Source organism: Alteromonas sp. ISO5 (genome assembly GCF_058105165.1).
In genome coordinates, this window is the sequence record NZ_CM176572.1 from 4,234,388 (window position 1) to 4,252,130 (window position 17,743).

Sequence of the window (17,743 nt, forward strand, 5' to 3'; positions counted from 1 at the left end):
CTATGAAAATAGGCATCGCTCTGGGCTCAGGTGCAGCCCGTGGATGGGCTCACATTGGCGTGATCCAGGCATTGGAAAAACTTGGCGTTAAAATCGACGTGGTGGCAGGTTGTTCAATTGGTGCCTATGTAGGTGCAGCCTATGCCAGCGGCCGACTTGACGAATTAAAATCCTGGGCTTCCTCGTTAACCGAATGGCAAACGCTGAGTTTAATGGGGATTGGCATTCGGCGGGGCGGACTGGCGAGCGGCCAGAAGGTCTTTGACAAGCTGTCAGACGAATTTTGCGCCCCTACCTTCGAAGCTATGGACAAACCCTTTGCCTGTGTTGCCACCGACCTGTATTCAGGTCGCGAAGTCGTTTTTAATCGGGGCGATGTCGGTAATTCGGTACAGGCGTCCTGCGCCATTCCGGCGTTATTTTCACCCATCGCCTACAACGACAGATGGCTGGTAGACGGTGCCGTAGTCAATCCGGTACCGGTAAACCTGTGCCGTCAGTTAGGCGCTGACTTTGTCATAGCAGTAAACCTGAATGCCGATTTCAGACCATTGCAGTTAGCCCGGGAAACCGCCAAGCACGAAGAAACCCAGGAAAAGAATGAACATTTCTTCAAAAAAAGTCAGGATGTAGTGCGCCAGTGGTTCTCACCAGAACCCAAAGACAACAGTAAACAGGCACCTGGCATTTTGAGTGTGATGAGCAGCTCGCTGGAAATTCTTCAGGCCCGGGTGACGCGCTCCCGTCTTGCTGGCGAGCCACCTGACATTTTGATTGAACCAACCCTGACCGATGTTGGGTTAATGGAGTTTCATCGCTGTGCGGAGCTTTGTGAAACCGGTGAACAGGTGGTAAAACGCCTGGCTGAACAAATTCGTTATCAACTGGTGCTAGATGAAGTCTTATCGCCATCAGAAGTGGATCCTGATGCACTGGAGGCACCCAAAGCACCGGATGAAGTAAACGAAGAAATCAGTTAATCACAAAAAAGGGGCCGGATAAGCCCCTTACCTTTATCTCAGCTTGTCCTTAGCGTTTTGCCAAGGCCGTAATACGCAATGGCTCAACAGGTAGTTTTAGCGATTTCCCCTGCTCTAACCATGCGTTATCCAGCATTAACATACCGTTAGTAATTGCTGGTGCACCGGGCACCTGCGCATCGAGTTCATCGTCACTAAAACGAAATGTCAGGCCTTTAACGGAAGGCATCATAAACGACAGGAATCCGCCCATTTCGTTAAAGAAAGCTTCATATTGTTGCTTAATATAGGCCAGATCTTCTGCAGTGTATTCGGTTTTTATGTATTCAGCGGTAGTTTCTATCTGCACCGACATATCACATAGATTAGCGGCTTCGCCAAGATCTATTACGACTGCTGCATCCGCTAACTTAAGCGCCCGTTCTTTGGGCACTAAGAAGCGCTGTTCAGGCGTAACGGTCAGGGGAATATCCTGCTTCTGAGTAACAATGGTCGCCTGATTAACGGGGCATAAATCACTGGTACCAACTCTCAAAAAGCCAAAGGCAAACTGCAGAGCAGAGGTATTTTCGTCGCCTATTTTATTAATGTGGCTGTAAAAGCGTTTATATTCCACTTCAATTTGCTCAGCGCCGGCGCTAAAGGCGGAGGCGAACAGGCTCAGTGCTACTAAGGTACGTTTCATTCGGTGATAAACCCTTTGTTGTATCGGATCATATTCTGAAGTTCATTAACATAGGCGGCACCACGTTCAGAATAGTTCATTAACCCTTCTGCCAGTGCCAGGCCGGTTACCGGTAATTGTGCCCGACGTAAAGAGGCTCTGATATGACGTAGCTCACGATAAGCGTCATGACGGTTAATATTTCGCATATAGGTGTAGGTAGCGCGCGATAAATTTTCAAACTTTGCCACTTCGTGAATCGCACCACTGTTGCGCCGTGCCGGTACGAATCCGCAGCCTTTTTTGTAACACCATAAGCCGAAGAAGTTATACCCCTGCTGGGCGAACCGTGAAGTCCCCCAGGCCGACTCATTCGCCGCCTGCATCAATACCAGCTCAACGGGTAAAATATCCACTTTATTTAGCAATTTAGGAATTTGCGCGTCAGCCGGTAAATCCTGATCCACGCGATACTCGTCAGCCAGCCAATCCAGGCGCTCATTATCGTCCTCTGTCAGGCTGTTACCAGCCGCCAGCTGACGCTGTAACGTTTGCAAATAGTGCCGCAAACTCAGTAAGTAATCGTTTTGCTTTTCTACTTCAGGTTTTAAATAGGCAAAAAATGCCTTTTTCTTTTCTGTGGTGTCTTCTATCGCTTTAAAATCAGGTACGGGTTGTTCGGCCTGCTCAGTTTCCGGTACATCCAGAATATCGGGCTCGCTGGTACCGGTCATCCACGCAAGAACAACAATCAGTGCCATAATGGCTATTGCGATAAGGATGATCTTACTGGTTTCCCGTTTATGCATCGAGTATCGAATCCTCTTTGGTTGGGTGTAATGATTGGGGTTCGTCATCGAAACCGAACAGATCGGCATACAAACGGCCCATTACCAGCGAATAAATCGGCCCTACCCACAATATAGCCAGTCCCATGGTGAACAGGACCAACACAAACATCATAATAAATGCGAGCAATAATAGCATGAAGGGCACCAAATACCGGTTCGTTACCCGTGCTGAAAGAATGATTGACTGCATCAGGCTAAGGCGTTTTTCAACCAGTAGCACCACCGTAAACTGGGTTACCAGGTAGACATACAACCCCGGCAGGATAAGCAGGTTAAGACCTACCTGCATAACCAGGCTGATCAGCAAATTAGCGGTTACCAGTACCAGAATATAAGGAAAATACTGAAACAGCTCATTGATACTGGTTGTCTGATGACTAACCAATTTAACGCCAAGCATCCGAAAGCCAACAATCATCGGCGTCATCAGTACCAGCATGGCAATGTCAAGCAAGCCAGCGTTACCCGACTGCATACTTTCAACCGATGTCATGTCCAGAGACAAAAGGTTAATCATTATCACTATGGCACCCAGACCAATTGCCATGAGCAAGCCCGTTGCTTTTAACAACAAGCCCAGATGCTGCTTGTAGAGGTTTTGCGCTTCGCTAAACAATTGTCGGATATTAAACTGATATTCGCCAGCCAGAGCACGTTCCAGACGGGAGCTGTTTGTAGGCGGTTGATTATTGTCGGTCAAAATGTCGTCTCATCGGGTAATCTCGCCGGGGAGTATAGCATTGCCATCAGGCTGGCCCAAACTACTAACCACCGTCTCAGAGTGTTACCAGTCGTATTGCCAGCGCCACTAATACCACTCCCATAAAACGGTCCAGCCAGTAGCCTTTATCGCCGATCAGTTTGGCGACTCTTGAAGTGCTTAACAAATAAGATAAAAAGCAAAACCAAACCCCAGTTGCGAACGCCAGATAAATGCCATAAAAAGCCTTTACAGCAAAGGGCGTTTTAATATCGATAATGGCGGTAAACAGTGATAAAAAAAACAAGGTGGCTTTCGGGTTCAGACCATTGGTTAGGAAACCGCTTACCAACGCCTTTTTAGGGCTAATCTCAGTGGTCTGACCGGTTGTAGAGACAGTGGCGGCCGAATCCGACGGGCCGGCACGCAGCGCTCCCCAGGCAAGATAAAGCAAATAGGCTGCCGACAAATAGCTGATGGTCGAGTAAAGCCAAGGAGTTGTTTTGATCACAACGCTCAGGCCGATTAGAGAATACGCAACATGCAGCAGGATCCCTAAACCAACACCAACACTGGTATACATGGCAATGCGCCGGCCGTAACTAATGCTGTTGCGCACTACAATTGCAAAATCCGGTCCCGGACTGGCGACCGCTACCAGATGCACCAACGCAATGGTGATAAACTCACTCAGATAATCCATAAGTAACAATCCGCTCAGCAATAATCCTGGATAAACCGGGCGACAAACTCCGGCAGAGTGTTTCCCGCCTGGCCGACAATTTTTTCTTCAAACAGACTGTTTTGCTGACTCGGTTCCAGGTTAATTTCGATGGTTCTGGCGCCGCTGTCGGCAGCCATCGCCACGAAATTGGCCGCTGGGTACACCTGACCGGATGTACCAACGGCTATAAATACGTCGGCCTGGGCCAGCGCCATGATGATGTCATCCATATGCATAGGCACCTCACCAAACCACACGATATCCGGGCGCATTTGTTCACCTGGCACACAACAACGACACTCTGTGGTGTCATCAAAGTCGTCATGCCAGGGGATCGCGCGACCGGTGCTGCAGCAACGAGCCGAGAGTAATTTACCGTGCATATGCAGGACCCGCTTACTGCCAGCTCGCTCGTGCAGGTCGTCGACGTTCTGGGTAACCAGTAAAAACTGCTCACCCAACGCCTGCTCTAATTCGGCCAACGCTTTGTGCGCAGGGTTCGGCTGTACTTCGGGCTGCTGCAATTGCGCCCGGCGCTCATTGTAAAAACGGTAAACCAACGCCGGGTTTGCAGCAAAGCCTTCTGGCGTGGCGACATCTTCTACGCGGTGATTTTCCCACAAACCGTTATTATCGCGAAAGGTTTTTAGGCCTGATTCTGCCGACACGCCAGCTCCGGTTAATACAACGACCCTGGGTTTATACGTATTGGTCATGATTAAACCTCAACAGGTAATGATGGATTACCGCCCCATTCAGACCAGGAGCCGTCGTAAACCGTAACCTGTTGTGCGCCGGCCTCCAGCGCTGCCAAACCAATTACACAGGCAGTTACACCAGACCCACAGGAACAAATCACCGGTTTGGTTAAGTCGATATTGTTGCCGGCAAAATATTCCCTTAATGCCGCGGGCGACTTAAGGGTTGTGCCGTTATCTAATAATTCAGTAAAGGGCACATTAACCGCCCCAGGCATATGACCACTGCGCAACCCGGCTCGGGGTTCAGGGACACTGCCCTCAAAGCGCGGACGGCTTCTGGCATCCCAGATAGAGATCGCCGACGTTTCAATCGCGGCAAGGACTCTGTCGGTGTTACAGAACCACGATCCCTCGGCAGTCGCGGCAAAATGTTGAGGGCTCGGCTCGGCGGGTTGACTGACGACTTCATGGCCAGCGGCTTTCCAGGCTGGTAAACCACCATTAAGCACTGCTGCATTGTTGTGGCCCATTGCCGTTAGCATCCACCACACACGGGGCGCACAAAACATGCCAGAGTTATCATAAATCAACACCGGCTTGTCTGTAGTTATACCGAGTTTTCCAAACAATGCGCTAAGCAATGCCTGGTCTGGTAAAGTGTGCGGGAGTGACGAAGCGTGATCGCTACCCTCACCGTCTAAATCGAACTTAATGGCACCAGGAATAAATCCATCGGCCGGATCATCAGCCTGGCCTGACACCGGGTTGGTCATCGAAGCAAACAACACAACGTAGCCAGTTAAGTTGCTTGCGCTAATATCGTTTACCGAAATAAGTCGCGGCAATGCTATCTCCCCAAGGTGCAACAAAAAATGACTGCATCACCCCATGTAAAAAGCACAAGGGTGATATGAGATATTGCTTTGGATGATTATGCCAAAATTCCGCTGATATTTTAAATTATTTACTTAATAACAGCAGGATATGGGATTCAGCCTGATGATAAGGGACCTCAGGGTAAACACTGAGCCGTTCCACAATTACCGGGAAATCACCGCTTTGCTCATTATGCTGGGCGAGAAAATCTGTGGTGATAAAATTAACAGCAGCCTCCAGTACCTTATCGCCACCGGTGACTTTGAGGCATGCGTAACGTCCACCCGGGATAGTATCGAAACGCATGTCATCCTCCAATTCCACTTGTTTTACGGGTCTTTCACAGGCCAAATCAAAACAAAAAGCTTCTGCTGCGACGGTAGTAGGATCGTTATGTAAAAAGTTAAACGTGCGATATTGGGCTGGCGGTAATTTGTGCTCCCGGCGCCAGCTAATAAAGCGCTGAATACTGCCCTTTAATGTAGCCGGATGCCCCGTATGGCGAAGTGCGCACATTTCCATTGGCGGCAAAGAGCTGATCGATACTAAAGCGTTAAAATCGTCTTCTGACAGTGATGACATAGTACTGGATTCCTCATTCCATTGACGTAAATAGGGTTGCAACGGTGGCGTTGTACTGACTTCCTCTGCTTTAAACTGACTTGGTGTGTAGCCGATTACCCGTTTAAACGCACGACTGAAACTATCCGATGACGCATAACCACATTCAAAAGCAATATCTGTAATCGATAACCACCCTCGGTAAGACAGCAAAAAGTAGCCGCGCTGAAGACGAATGAGTTCATTGAGTTTACCGGGACCGAGCCCCAGCTTTTGCTGACACAATCGTTGAAAATGACAAGGACTGTAGCCGGCTATTTTGGCCAGCTGAGTGAGGGAAATACTCTGATCGTGATGGGTTTGCAGATAATCAAGTATGTGTTGCACAGCAGCGCACCTGCTTTAAATAACTGTTGATAGAGCTACCCTATCAAACCTCAAAGTGCTCTGCCCGACAGATATTGCGATAGCGAGTTTAAAGCATTCTGATTTCGCGCTGGGGAAATGGAATATCGATGTCAGCTTGCTGTAACGCTGCAAAAATGGCGGCATTCAACGCATAACGAATTTCAAAATGACGATTTGGATCGGCCCATACCCGCACACCAAAGTTAATGCTACTGTCACCGAAGCTGTCTACGCCGATGGCCGGAGCTTTTTCTTCAGACAAGCCATCTACTGTTGTAACCGCCTCGGCAATGACCCGGGTAACCCCCTCAATATCACTGGCATATGCCACGCCAATCTCCAGTTCAATGAGCATTTGCGCAGCAGAATTGTGCAGGATCTCCCCCACTATTAATTTATTTGGGATTTGAATAGAAACATTATCTTCGTTTATCAGTATGGTATACGGCAGCATCACCTTATCTACCACGCCGGCCACTCCACATACCTGTATGGTATCGCCAACCACAAACGGTCGGGTGATAATGATGGTGAAACCTGCCGCATAGTTAGCCAGCATGCCCTGAATAGCCAGGCCAGCACCTAAACCTACCGCGCCAACGGCAGCTATGAGCGGTGTTACACTAATCCCGATATTGCCAAGCGCAATAATGATCACCAAACCCAGAAAAATGAGTTTACTGGCACCACCTGTGAAACGGCTGAGCGTAATATCGATATCACGCTTAGCCATCATATTTTCAATCAAGTTACCGATTTTGGTCGCGATCCACCATCCGACTAAAAGGATGACCAACGCACCGGCTATCTGAAAGCTATAAGTTACTGCGAATTCAATGAGGGTATCGTAAAGAACCTGTGCTTGTTTTAATTCTTCTTGCATAAGAAAGCTGATTCAGCAGGGTTAATATATTTCAGAGCATAAACAACAATCCGGCGGTTCACAAGCACGCGCATTACCACTAATCATACAACACCGGGAAGCGCAAGAATCTGCGAGCTTTTACTCTCCTTTGCTTAAAGTACTGGCGCACAACAGGCCTGCTTACAACTGGTAAGCATACTCAATGAACAGTTGATCCAGCCTGGCAACGTGCGTATTGCTAATCAGGACTACTTTGCCAGGGCCAGTCATACCATGGAACAATGCAACACCCTGCTGGATAACAAATTATCAGCGATTGTTAACCGATTTAGTGACTAATTGCATTTAACCCGTACGATATTACTGGGTTACCAGTTGCGAAAGCGATTAGAAACCTGTTTTAAAGATGTCAGCAAGACCACGATGCCCATTGCTATGAACATCGTGAATAGTTTGAGTTTGTATGGTGACGTCGCTATCTGGCAACCAGAACAACACCGCCCTGGGCATTTAACGACAACGACATCCGGCCATTATCAGGCACAACTACGTTATTGCTTTGCGTGTTATTGTTTTCGTTATCAAACAGTAATTGAACTGATTTTCCGGCCAGCATGGGCAAGGTAACGGTGAGCTCTTTGGCGGCTTTTTCGCCATTAACCGCTACCACGTACCAACTTTTATCCTGACGTCTTGCCATCACAATATGCTTTCCCGGATAGCCATCAATAAACTCAGTTTCATCCCATGTTGATGGGACCTGCCGGATAAAATCGAGCACATATTGCGGCTGCACGGTGAGGTTATTGGGGGTTAAGCCAAAATGTTGTATCGGCGATTGATACAGCACACTGGTGGCCAGTTCAAACGTGTCCGACGTTGAGCGGACTGTCCCCTGTTCCTGACTACGGGATAAGCGGTCATTTAAAAACACCGGTGCGAAATCCATCGCCGCAACTGTGTTGCGCGTAAACGGTAACATGGTTGCGTTGTAGGCATGCATATCCAGTGAATGTTGGTTAAACACCAGATTTTCAGACGCTAGTACCGCTTCAGAGGTGACAAAATTAGGGAACATACGCTCCCATCCCCTGGGTAGCGTACAGCCGTGAAAAGTTACGCCAATGCCATAGTCATTGGCATCGGAGAGAATACCTTCGTACAAAGCCATGGTGTCTTGCTTATCCCCACCAAAGAAATCCACTTTGATACCTTTCACGCCAATCTTTTGTAACCAGGCCATTTCCTGTTTACGGGCAATAGATGTATTCATTTTATCCTGAGGCGTTTGCGGCGCATCGTTCCACCAACCGTTTGAGTTATACCACAGGATCACCGCTACATTTTTATCTGCGGCGTACTGCACCAGCTCTTCCATTTTATCGCGGCCAATGCGGGCATCCCACCAGTTATCAATCAGCACATATTCAAAATTTAACTCCGCGGCCAAGTCGATATATTTGATTTGGTCGGCATAGTTAATACTGTCATCCTGCCAGACAATCCAACTCCAGGTTGCCCGGCCCATCTTATAGCTCTCGGAAGCTTCATAAAGGGGCTTAACCACATCGTAACTTACTGTAGTCTCTACGATAGGTTCTAAATTCTCACCCACGGTAATCGTTCGCCAGGGGGTGGTGGCTGGTAAGGCCATAGAAGCATAGGTATCACCAATACCTGCATTTTCCCCCGGCTGAGGAAACGAGATCTGGTAAATGCCTTCCGCATTGCCCTCGCTCAGGCGAGAACCTACATAATGGCTATCGACGCCGGTTTCAGAGACTAACACCCAGCCATTATCGCCATTCTTAAACAACGCAGGAAACGTATAACCAACACCATTTAAAGATACCTTTGCCATTTTTTCATCGTAGGTATAGGGCTCTTCATAGCTTGGCTTGGTGCCGTTCCAGCCGGACATAGGTAATGCCTGTGGCGTGATAAAAGTTGTTGCGTCATCGGGCAAATTAAAACTGGTAGCTTCACTCAGCACTTTAAAACGAGTGGCATCATTATTAGAAGTGATATGGTAGCGAAATGCGATATCGTTATCTGTCACCTGGAATGTGATACTTATTTCATCCCCTTTAGCGTTACGGAAACGACTGGTTAAACCATTCGCCTCATACGTAACCTCAGACACCTTGGCCCTATCGAGTTCATATTGTTCCAGGATGGTGTTACGTTTGCTGTCGATAAAAGTAAGCTTTTGACTAAAATCACCAATCGAACTGTTCAGCCCCAAAGGCGAGCTTTCTAAAAACACCTCACCTTTATAGGTAACCGAATAAAAAGGTTTACCTTCTGTTAGTGATAATGAAACCACCAGATGGTTATCCGGCCCTTTAATTGTATCCAGTAAGGCAGCCAACGCAGACTTGGGTGCAATAACGGCGGCCAGGCAAAGTGGCAAAATCATTGAGAACTGTTTCATTTCATATCCTGTATTAAATAGCTACTCAACCTTATTAAGCTATTATAATACATTACTACATTAACAATTTAATAACTAATCTGAAGTGGTCTGAATGAATATCAATATCACTAAACCTTGGATAATTTAGTTTTGGAAGTGATGTCTGAATAGCACATCAAAAGAATCGGGTTAACGTTCCGGCTTCTGCTAATAAAAATGGATTATAAAGAAAATAAATGGTGCCCGGGGCCGGACTTGAACCGGCACGCTGTTACCAGCGAGGGATTTTAAATCCCTTGTGTCTACCAATTTCACCACCCGGGCATGGGTTGCACTGCTGTGCTGGTCGGGCTGGGTGCCCTTAAAAAATGGAGGCGGAACCCGGAGTCGAACCGAGATCCACGGATTTGCAATCCGCTGCATAGCCATTCTGCCATTCCGCCTTTGATTGCGTTGTGACGTGAGGCCGTCTACTGCAAACGCAACATTCGAGAAATTGGAGCGGGAAACGAGATTCGAACTCGCGACCCCAACCTTGGCAAGGTTGTGCTCTACCAACTGAGCTATTCCCGCTTTGTTTTCTTACAGGTTAACTTACTGAATGGCTCACTTACCTATTGGTGCAAACTCTGCTGAGTTGCTGTGTTCCGTTCAAGTCAGTATGTCCTGCTTCGAATGTGGGAGGCATTTTACTTGCCCTAACGAAGGTGTCAACAACTAAAAAACCACATTCGACGCTATTTTCACCAAAAACGAATCGTTTGGTCATAAATCCGTCATTTAGCTCAAAAAATACTACTTTTTATGCCCTGAAAGATACGGCAATGCCGCTTTTGTATAGCTAATCATTGACCACACTGACAGCCAGGTAGCGATATACAGTAATATATAACCCAGTGTTACCCAATAAATTGGGAACCCCATAAATTCTTCCAGGCCCGACAATAATCCAATTAAGGCTAACATTTGAGCGGTTGTTTTCGCTTTACCAATAAATGAGACCTGTACGGTGTCACGTACGCCCTGGGAACCCATCCACTCCCTTAAGGCAGAAACATAAATTTCCCGCACCAGCAGTAAAATAGCCGGCACAGTAATCCACACCGAACCGTAAGAATGGGTAATCATTAATAACGCGGCAGCCACAATAAGTTTGTCGGCGACCGGATCTAAAAACGCACCAAAAGGTGTTGATTGTTGTAACTTGCGGGCCAGATAGCCGTCAAACCAATCGGTAATTGCTGCGAACCAGAAAATAAATGCTGCGGCTTCATGGGCCCACCGCCAGTCCAGAAAATACACGCATACAAAAATTGGAATAAGAACTACCCGAATTAGGGTAATTACATTTGGGATTGTCCACATAAACTACTCGGAAGGGTTTTCCTTTTTATTGTGACTATTGTCACACGATACAACCGATTAAGAAACTGCCAATTAAATTTAATATAAGGTTGCTCTTATTAGTTATGCAAATGGTCGTAAATGGTTTCGGCCAGTTCGTCGCTGATCCCCGGCACACTGGCAATTTCGTTGCGGCTGGCTTTTTTAAGTCCTTGCAAACCGCCCATGTATTTCAATAGAGATTGACGTCGCTTGGCCCCTACGCCGGGAATTGACTCCAGAGAGCTGGTTGTTTTGACTTTTTGGCGACGGTTGCGGTGGCCACTAATAGCAAACCGGTGCGACTCATCACGAATATGCTGAATTAGATGCAGCGCGGGTCGGTCGGCATTGAGCGGGATGGTGTCGTGGGTGTCAGCCAGAATCAATGTTTCCAGACCAGGTTTACGGGTGGTACCCTTAGCTACACCAATCAATAATGGCTTTTTATCATGCGGCCAGTCAGCAAAGAACTCTTCGGCCTGCCCTAACTGCCCTTTACCCCCATCGATAAACAGAATATCGGGGATTTTTTCGGCATCCTGCACATTCTTATAACGCCGCTTTAACGCCTGAGCCATGGCGGCATAGTCATCGCCGGGCGTTATCCCCTCAATATTATAACGGCGATAATCGCTCTTTAGTGGGCCTTCTCGATTAAATACCACGCAAGATGCCACGGTTTGCTGACCAGAAGTGTGGCTGATATCAAAGCATTCCATACGCTGGATCGGATCGTCCCACTCCAGCGCCGATTCCAGGTCAATATAACGGGCAAACACCGACTTTTGCTGACCATATTGGGCATCCAGTGCATTTTTAGCATTGGCTTGAGCTAACTGAAGGTATTGTTTCTTTTCTTCTCTGGCACCGCGGTAAAACCGCACCTTATGCTTCGCTTCCTGACTAAGCAGGTCGGCGATAGCCGTTTCATCTGACAGGCCCTGTGGGAGTACAATCTGTTTTGGAATAATCTTATTACCGGCCAGATAAAACTGCAGCAGAAATGCTTCGAAGATTTCACTCTCGGTAGTGGTTGAGGGTATTTTAGGGAAAAAAGCTTTACTGCCCAGCAACTGGCTATCGCGAATAAACATTACCTGAATACAGGCCATCCCGCCCCGATAGGCAAAGCCGAAAATATCCATTTCGTCCTGAGTGCCTGCCACCCACTGACGCTCCTGCACTTTACGCAGCGCACCAATCTGGTCCCGATAACGGGCAGCCGCTTCAAAGTTAAGCTGTTCACTGGCAGCTTCCATCTTATCGGCTAAGGAGTTAATCACCTGTTGGTTTTTGCCTTTCAGAAACAATCGCACCAGTTGTACCTGCTCGGCGTATTCTTCATCACTCACATGGCCTTTTACACAAGGAGCTGAACAGCGCTGCATCTGGTATTGTAAACACGGACGACTGCGAGCGCGGTAGTAACTGTCTTCACACTGGCGTACCGGAAACAGTTTTTGCATGGTACGCAGACTTTCTCTTACCGCCCAGGCACTAGGATAAGGCCCGAAGTATTCGCCTTTACGTTTTTGTGGCCCGCGGTGAAAGTCGAGCCTGGGATGTTCGTGAGCTGAGAGAAAAATAAAAGGATAAGATTTATCGTCACGTAACAGTACGTTATAGCGTGGCCGATATTTTTTGATGAAATTATTTTCAAGCAGAAACGCTTCCGTTTCGCTGTTTACCACCGTCACATCCATACGGGCAATCTGACCCACCAGGGCGATGGTTTTGGGGTTATCCAAATTTTGTTTAAAGTAGCTGGATACCCGGTTTTTCAGGTTTTTGGCCTTGCCCACATATATAATTTCATCAGCGGCGTTGTACATGCGGTACACGCCAGGCTGATGCGTTAACGATTTAAGAAAAGCGTTAGAATCAAATTCTGTCATTGAACCCTGTCAGCGACTACGACAGTTCAATAAGCTTATGGCGTAATGCCAGGTGGGTTAGCTCAACGTCGGTGCTGATTTCTAGTTTATCGAACAAGCGGTAACGATACGTGTTTACGGTCTTCGCGGCAATATGCAATTGTTCCGCGATGTCAGGTACTTTTTGACCACGGGTAATGCGAATTGCAATATCCAGCTCACGCCCCGATAAATCACTAAAAGGATTATCGTTAACCGGCGACAGCTTGCTCATTGCAATGCGTTGGGCAATTTCAGGGCTTAGATACTTCTGACCAGAGGCCACTTTATATATTGCATTGATCATCTCTTCCGGCTCGGCGTCCTTGGTTAAAAATCCAAAGGCTCCCGCCTGTATCACCTGAGATGGGATAGGATCTTCTTTTTGCATGGAGAGACCAATTACTTTAATGCTCTCACCAATGCGTAAAATCTGACGTGTGGCTTCAAGACCACCAATGCCCGGCATATTTAAATCCATTAATACAACGTCAGGCGCAAGCTTCCTGCAATTCTTTACGGCTGATTCACCATCTTTTGCTTCACATACTACAGAAAAGTCGGCAACATCCTCAAGAATACGTCTGATACCCGTTCTCACCAGGTCATGATCATCTACTAGCGCTATCTTGATCATGTATTACTCACTTCGGCTATTTTAGTCATTATTACTGAAAGGTGTCCTGTACCCTGCTCGTCTCTCACTTATTTTACGAGCTATTGCACCTTTTCCTGTGCCAATACAGCGCATATTAATCAAAAACACCGGTAAAGGTAAGACTTAATCGATGTTAATTTGCCGATAAACGTATAAACATAACCACCTTTGTTCGTTGAAATAAACAAAAATAATAATGCTGTACAGCCAGTGTTTTCTTACAACATTCAAGCTTAGAAAATACGTTGATATAGAGTGCTTTTAACCGCAATCCTGCCTTTTCGTCAAACCAATGGGGGGCTCACCCTCACTGTTAAGTTCATCAGTTTTATCAAGGCAGTAAAGAATCCACCTTCTAAAGAAGGTGGCTTTGCGTTACCCCCCTAAAAGGGGGCCTTCTATTCAAGGGCTAGCTGAGCTTGCTCTTGTCTTTCAACCTTCTCTTGGTGACGAACATATCGTCTTATGATCTCTTCGTTTATCCCAACTGAGTCAACAAAGTAGCCTCTCTGCCAAAAGTGGTTGCCCCACATCTTATTCTTTCTTAAATGCGGATATTTACTGATGAGTTTTAAAGCTATTTTTCCCTTTAACGCTCCCATCAAATTCGATATGGATAGCTTGGGCGGGACCTTTACAACTAAGTGAACATGGTCGATTTGGACATTCAATTCCATAACGATACAACCTAGTTGCTTGCAATAAACATGAATGCATCTATAGACATCCTTCCCTAGTTTATTTTTCAAAATCCTAAACCGATATTTCGGTGTCCACACTATGTGATATTGACATCGCCAGAACACATGCGATGCTTTCTCGTATCTACTCATGTTAATTTCCTTTTTGACTTCGCTAAAAATCAAAGGGAGATTTAACATGGGTGGGTATACGGGCAAAGCCCTCTCATGAATGATAACCACCTACTGAAGTAGGTGGTTTAAGACGGGCAATAAAAAACCCGCAACATGTGCGGGTTTCTTTAATATGGCGGAGAGTGAGGGATTCGAACCCCCGGAAGGTTTGACCCTTCGCCTGATTTCAAGTCAGGTGCATTCAACCGGACTCTGCCAACTCTCCTGAAGTGATGCGTATCATAATGATATTTTTGTGTCTGTAAAGGGAAACTTTAAGTAACTAAACCATTTGCTTAGAAAAGCGGCACTACCAGGGGGGTTGTTTAGTTCTCATCCAAATTGCCTCTGCCCCTTTTAGGGAACTATTGAACCTTAACACTCGAAGGCGTATAACTTTTATAAATATTATCTGCCTGATGCCAGGCCCGAAGGACCATTTGCATTGCCACACACGGAAGCGTCGCCCAGACTTATCATTCTTATTGTTGTTTGCCTTTACCTACCTTTTGCTGAAAGCATGCATGGTGAAACGCTCTGGGGGTTAAACAAGCATTCGCCTGCCCTGATGGATGTACTAAGAGACTACCTGATCTTTATTAAACTGGGCATGGTTTCATTGGCCGTCTATTTAATGGCCTTCAAATATCAGACTATTGAGAACACCATCAGTCATGGCGTTTTGCGAGCTGCATTCGCTATCTCGTCCTGGTTAATTGTCGCAGTGTAGATACCAATGTTGCTACTGGGGATTATGTTTCGCGGAGTATTCAGCTTACCGGCTGACTATGTGTACCGCGAACAAACATTTGCTAAAGATACCGTGTATGTCTATACCTTCGATCCCGGCGCTATGGGAAAAGCTTATCACTATTTTTTATGAAATGCCCAAAACCTCTGGGGCGCTACCAGTTAAATAAAGTGGGGAAATTAAACTGGATGCGCCATTTCAGTTTCACGCTGAATGGCGAGCAACTGATAATTTATGGGGAAGATGGCGAAACTGCTGAGTTTACGATAACTGAACACCGCTGCGAGTAATGTTGAGAATGGTATAAGTAACGAAGATGACAGAGAGTGCGAGATTCACTCGTGCCGTCGGCGGCACTTGCCCCAAAGTGGTTAATAAAACTAGCGCAGTCAGAAACCTATGCTAAAAGGTAATCCTGTCATTTTGTCGAACCAACGGGGGTTCTCACCCTCATTGTTGAGTTCATCAGTTTTATCAAGGCAGTAAAGAATCCACCTTCTAAAGAAGGTGGCTTTGCGTTAACCCCCTAAAAGGGGGCCTTCTATTCAAGGGCTAGCTGAGCTTGCTCTTGTCTTTCAACCTTCTCTTGGTGACGAACATATCGTCTTATGATCTCTTCGTTTATCCCAACTGAGTCAACAAAGTAGCCTCTCTGCCAAAAGTGGTTGCCCCACATCTTATTCTTTCTTAAATGCGGATATTTACTGATGAGTTTTAAAGCTATTTTTCCCTTTAACGCTCCCATCAAATTCGATATGGATAGCTTGGGCGGGACCTTTACAACTAAGTGAACATGGTCGATTTGGACATTCAATTCCATAACGATACAACCTAAATAATTGATCCTAACTCTGCTTCACCTTAGCCAATCCATGCTGGTTTCCTGGGAATGGCGATGCGGTCTCCATAAATCGCCGTACCCGTTGCAGCAACTCCCACATTTCTGTGCACCTGTGATTGCGAGTTACGGTTTCATGCAACGCATGCCACAGCTTTTCAATTTTATTGACCCAAGGGCTGTAGACTGGCTGGAACAGCAAGGTAAATTTGGGATTCTGCTTTAGCCATGCCTGCGTCTTTTTGCTTTTATGAATAATGTAATTGTCTACAATCAGCGTGATGGTTTTTGCCTTCCGGTACGTTTTTCTTAAATGCTCCATTAGCCGGATAAATATCTCTGAGCATTTTGAGTGTCGACCCACGTAAAGCACTTTGCCTGTGCCGGTATTTAACGCTCCGGCCAGATAGTATTTTTCATTCTGTCCCGGCGTTGGCACTAACCGCTGCTTTCCTCTGAATCCCCAATCCGCACCTATTTTGGGATTCAGATGGATATCCACCTCATCCTCGTAAAATACCGGATGCTCTGCAGAACATTTATCTAGCGCCGCTTTAATCGCTGCCAGTTTCTCTTCTTTGTGCGGGTCTCTTATCCGCAAAGTAGGCGCCGCTCTACGCCAAACAATACCGAGTTCTGGCATCCACCGTCGTAAAGTCGAGCTGTGTACACGGATCCCGGTATTCTCATGAATTACCTTCGCCAGTAATTCCGAACTCCATCGGCTACGCTGATAACCTAGGTCTTGTGGTGTCCATAGAATCAGTAAGAAGAGTAACTGCACTATAATGTCACCCGGTAAATAAGCCGGTTTGCCATGTTCTGCATCTTTTAAACCGTCTATGCCTGATTCTTCATACCACTTACACCAGCGATTAACTGATGAACGAGCTGCGCTTAGCAACTGGGCAACATCAGTTCGAGATTGCCCTTTGTGTACCAAGAGTACTGCATTCGCTCGACGACTGAAGCGCTTGTCCTTGCTATGTTGAACGATTTTCTCTAAACGGCGTCGCTCAGCCCGGTCAATCAATGATATTCTGTTCATGCTCAGTGTGGTTCTCGGTAATTTCTTTTTGGCGATTGATCTGATCGCAGAAATCACACTGAGTTCCCCCTATGGGGTGATCTACACTTAGGAACAGTTATTTAGTTGCTCGCAATAAACATGAATGCATCTATAGACATCCTTCCCTAGTTTATTTTTCAAAATCCTAAACCGATATTTCGGTGTCCACACTATGTGATATTGACATCGCCAGAACACATGCGATGCTTTCTCGTATCTACTCATGCTAATTTCCTTTTTGACTTCGCTAAAAATCAAAGGGAGATTTAACATGGGTGGGTATACGGGCAAAGCCCTCTCATGAATGATAACCACCTACTGAAGTAGGTGGTTTAAGACGGGCAATAAAAAACCCGCAACATGTGCGGGTTTCTTTAATATGGCGGAGAGTGAGGGATTCGAACCCCCGGAAGGTTTGACCCTTCGCCTGATTTCAAGTCAGGTGCATTCAACCGGACTCTGCCAACTCTCCTGAAGTGATGCGAATCTTAATGAAATTTTTATGACTGTAAAGGGTTAATTTTAAAA

At 46.6% G+C, this 17,743-nt stretch carries 17 protein-coding genes, 5 tRNA genes and 2 pseudogenes; 3 read left to right on the forward strand and 21 right to left on the reverse strand.

Translation table 11 applies throughout. The features are described 5' to 3' along the window. Positions 1-2: 2 nt before the first annotated feature. Complete coding sequence (gene rssA / locus AC2T0J_RS18910; protein ID WP_489807302.1) at positions 3-980, forward strand: patatin-like phospholipase RssA; 978 nt, start codon at positions 3-5, stop codon at positions 978-980. A gap of 49 nt (positions 981-1,029) precedes the next feature. On the opposite strand, the gene AC2T0J_RS18915 is transcribed toward rssA, so the two are convergent. From AC2T0J_RS18915 to AC2T0J_RS18995, 17 genes are all read right to left on the reverse strand, one after another. Continuing rightward, the gene (locus AC2T0J_RS18915) at positions 1,030-1,665 is read right to left on the reverse strand and encodes a DUF2987 domain-containing protein (RefSeq protein ID WP_489807303.1); all 636 of its coding nucleotides are present in this window, start codon (positions 1,663-1,665) and stop codon (positions 1,030-1,032) included. Beyond that, positions 1,662-2,453, reverse strand: coding sequence for a glucosaminidase domain-containing protein (locus tag AC2T0J_RS18920; protein ID WP_489807304.1), 792 nt, complete (start codon positions 2,451-2,453; stop codon positions 1,662-1,664). Before AC2T0J_RS18920 ends, AC2T0J_RS18915 begins: the two co-directional genes overlap by 4 nt. Continuing rightward, positions 2,446-3,195 carry a YciC family protein gene (locus AC2T0J_RS18925; protein ID WP_489807305.1) on the reverse strand — a complete coding sequence of 250 codons (750 nt, stop codon included), beginning with the start codon at positions 3,193-3,195 and terminating at the stop codon, positions 2,446-2,448. Before AC2T0J_RS18925 ends, AC2T0J_RS18920 begins: the two co-directional genes overlap by 8 nt. A gap of 76 nt (positions 3,196-3,271) precedes the next feature. Continuing rightward, a complete protein-coding gene (locus AC2T0J_RS18930) occupies positions 3,272-3,898 on the reverse strand; it encodes a LysE family translocator (protein WP_489807306.1) in 627 nt (208 codons plus the stop codon). A 14-nt stretch (positions 3,899-3,912) separates the two neighbouring features. Further along, the gene (gene cobB, locus AC2T0J_RS18935; protein ID WP_489807307.1) at positions 3,913-4,635 is read right to left on the reverse strand and encodes a Sir2 family NAD+-dependent deacetylase; all 723 of its coding nucleotides are present in this window, start codon (positions 4,633-4,635) and stop codon (positions 3,913-3,915) included. 2 nt (positions 4,636-4,637) lie between these two features. Continuing rightward, positions 4,638-5,465 (reverse strand): sulfurtransferase, encoded by an 828-nt coding sequence (locus tag AC2T0J_RS18940; RefSeq protein WP_489807308.1) that lies wholly within the window; start codon positions 5,463-5,465, stop codon positions 4,638-4,640. A gap of 115 nt (positions 5,466-5,580) precedes the next feature. Further along, positions 5,581-6,444 carry an AraC family transcriptional regulator gene (locus tag AC2T0J_RS18945; RefSeq protein WP_489807309.1) on the reverse strand — a complete coding sequence of 288 codons (864 nt, stop codon included), beginning with the start codon at positions 6,442-6,444 and terminating at the stop codon, positions 5,581-5,583. An 88-nt stretch (positions 6,445-6,532) separates the two neighbouring features. Further along, the gene (locus AC2T0J_RS18950; RefSeq protein ID WP_489807310.1) at positions 6,533-7,348 is read right to left on the reverse strand and encodes a mechanosensitive ion channel family protein; all 816 of its coding nucleotides are present in this window, start codon (positions 7,346-7,348) and stop codon (positions 6,533-6,535) included. Between the two features lie 457 nt (positions 7,349-7,805). Continuing rightward, on the reverse strand, positions 7,806-9,764 hold the full coding sequence (locus AC2T0J_RS18955; RefSeq protein ID WP_489807311.1) for a glycoside hydrolase family 97 protein: 1,959 nt from the start codon (positions 9,762-9,764) through the stop codon (positions 7,806-7,808). A gap of 219 nt (positions 9,765-9,983) precedes the next feature. Next, positions 9,984-10,070: transfer RNA gene (locus AC2T0J_RS18960), tRNA-Leu, on the reverse strand. A 45-nt stretch (positions 10,071-10,115) separates the two neighbouring features. Beyond that, positions 10,116-10,189: transfer RNA gene (locus tag AC2T0J_RS18965), tRNA-Cys, on the reverse strand. 54 nt (positions 10,190-10,243) lie between these two features. Further along, positions 10,244-10,319, reverse strand: a tRNA-Gly gene (locus AC2T0J_RS18970). 222 nt (positions 10,320-10,541) lie between these two features. Beyond that, on the reverse strand, positions 10,542-11,111 hold the full coding sequence (gene pgsA / locus AC2T0J_RS18975) for a CDP-diacylglycerol--glycerol-3-phosphate 3-phosphatidyltransferase (RefSeq protein WP_489807312.1): 570 nt from the start codon (positions 11,109-11,111) through the stop codon (positions 10,542-10,544). Positions 11,112-11,209: 98 nt separating this feature from the next. Continuing rightward, the gene (gene uvrC, locus AC2T0J_RS18980) at positions 11,210-13,027 is read right to left on the reverse strand and encodes an excinuclease ABC subunit UvrC (RefSeq protein WP_489807313.1); all 1,818 of its coding nucleotides are present in this window, start codon (positions 13,025-13,027) and stop codon (positions 11,210-11,212) included. 16 nt (positions 13,028-13,043) lie between these two features. Further along, positions 13,044-13,682: a UvrY/SirA/GacA family response regulator transcription factor gene (gene uvrY, locus AC2T0J_RS18985; protein ID WP_489807314.1), complete on the reverse strand. Its 639-nt coding sequence runs from the start codon at positions 13,680-13,682 to the stop codon at positions 13,044-13,046. 419 nt (positions 13,683-14,101) lie between these two features. Then, positions 14,102-14,536, reverse strand: a complete 435-nt coding sequence (gene tnpA / locus AC2T0J_RS18990; RefSeq protein WP_489807315.1) for an IS200/IS605 family transposase — start codon at positions 14,534-14,536, stop codon at positions 14,102-14,104. 155 nt (positions 14,537-14,691) lie between these two features. Further along, positions 14,692-14,783, reverse strand: a tRNA-Ser gene (locus AC2T0J_RS18995). A 219-nt stretch (positions 14,784-15,002) separates the two neighbouring features. Between AC2T0J_RS18995 and AC2T0J_RS19000 the strand changes: the two genes are divergently transcribed. Together AC2T0J_RS19000 and AC2T0J_RS19005 are read left to right on the forward strand one after the other, a co-directional pair. Further along, positions 15,003-15,287, forward strand: a complete 285-nt coding sequence (locus AC2T0J_RS19000; RefSeq protein WP_489807316.1) for a hypothetical protein — start codon at positions 15,003-15,005, stop codon at positions 15,285-15,287. A 6-nt stretch (positions 15,288-15,293) separates the two neighbouring features. Then, entirely contained in the window at positions 15,294-15,440 is a 147-nt protein-coding gene (locus AC2T0J_RS19005; RefSeq protein WP_489807317.1) for a hypothetical protein, read from the forward strand. A 409-nt stretch (positions 15,441-15,849) separates the two neighbouring features. On the opposite strand, the pseudogene tnpA (AC2T0J_RS19010) reads toward AC2T0J_RS19005, so the two are convergent. The 4 genes and pseudogenes from tnpA (AC2T0J_RS19010) to AC2T0J_RS19025 form a co-directional block, all read right to left on the reverse strand. Then, positions 15,850-16,143: pseudogene (gene tnpA / locus AC2T0J_RS19010) on the reverse strand (IS200/IS605 family transposase); the annotation flags it as partial. A gap of 10 nt (positions 16,144-16,153) precedes the next feature. Beyond that, positions 16,154-17,194, reverse strand: a complete 1,041-nt coding sequence (locus AC2T0J_RS19015) for an IS630 family transposase (RefSeq protein ID WP_489807318.1) — start codon at positions 17,192-17,194, stop codon at positions 16,154-16,156. 102 nt (positions 17,195-17,296) lie between these two features. Next, positions 17,297-17,440 (reverse strand): annotated as a pseudogene (locus tag AC2T0J_RS19020) (transposase); the annotation flags it as partial. Between the two features lie 155 nt (positions 17,441-17,595). Beyond that, positions 17,596-17,687: transfer RNA gene (locus AC2T0J_RS19025), tRNA-Ser, on the reverse strand. Positions 17,688-17,743: the final 56 nt, after the last annotated feature.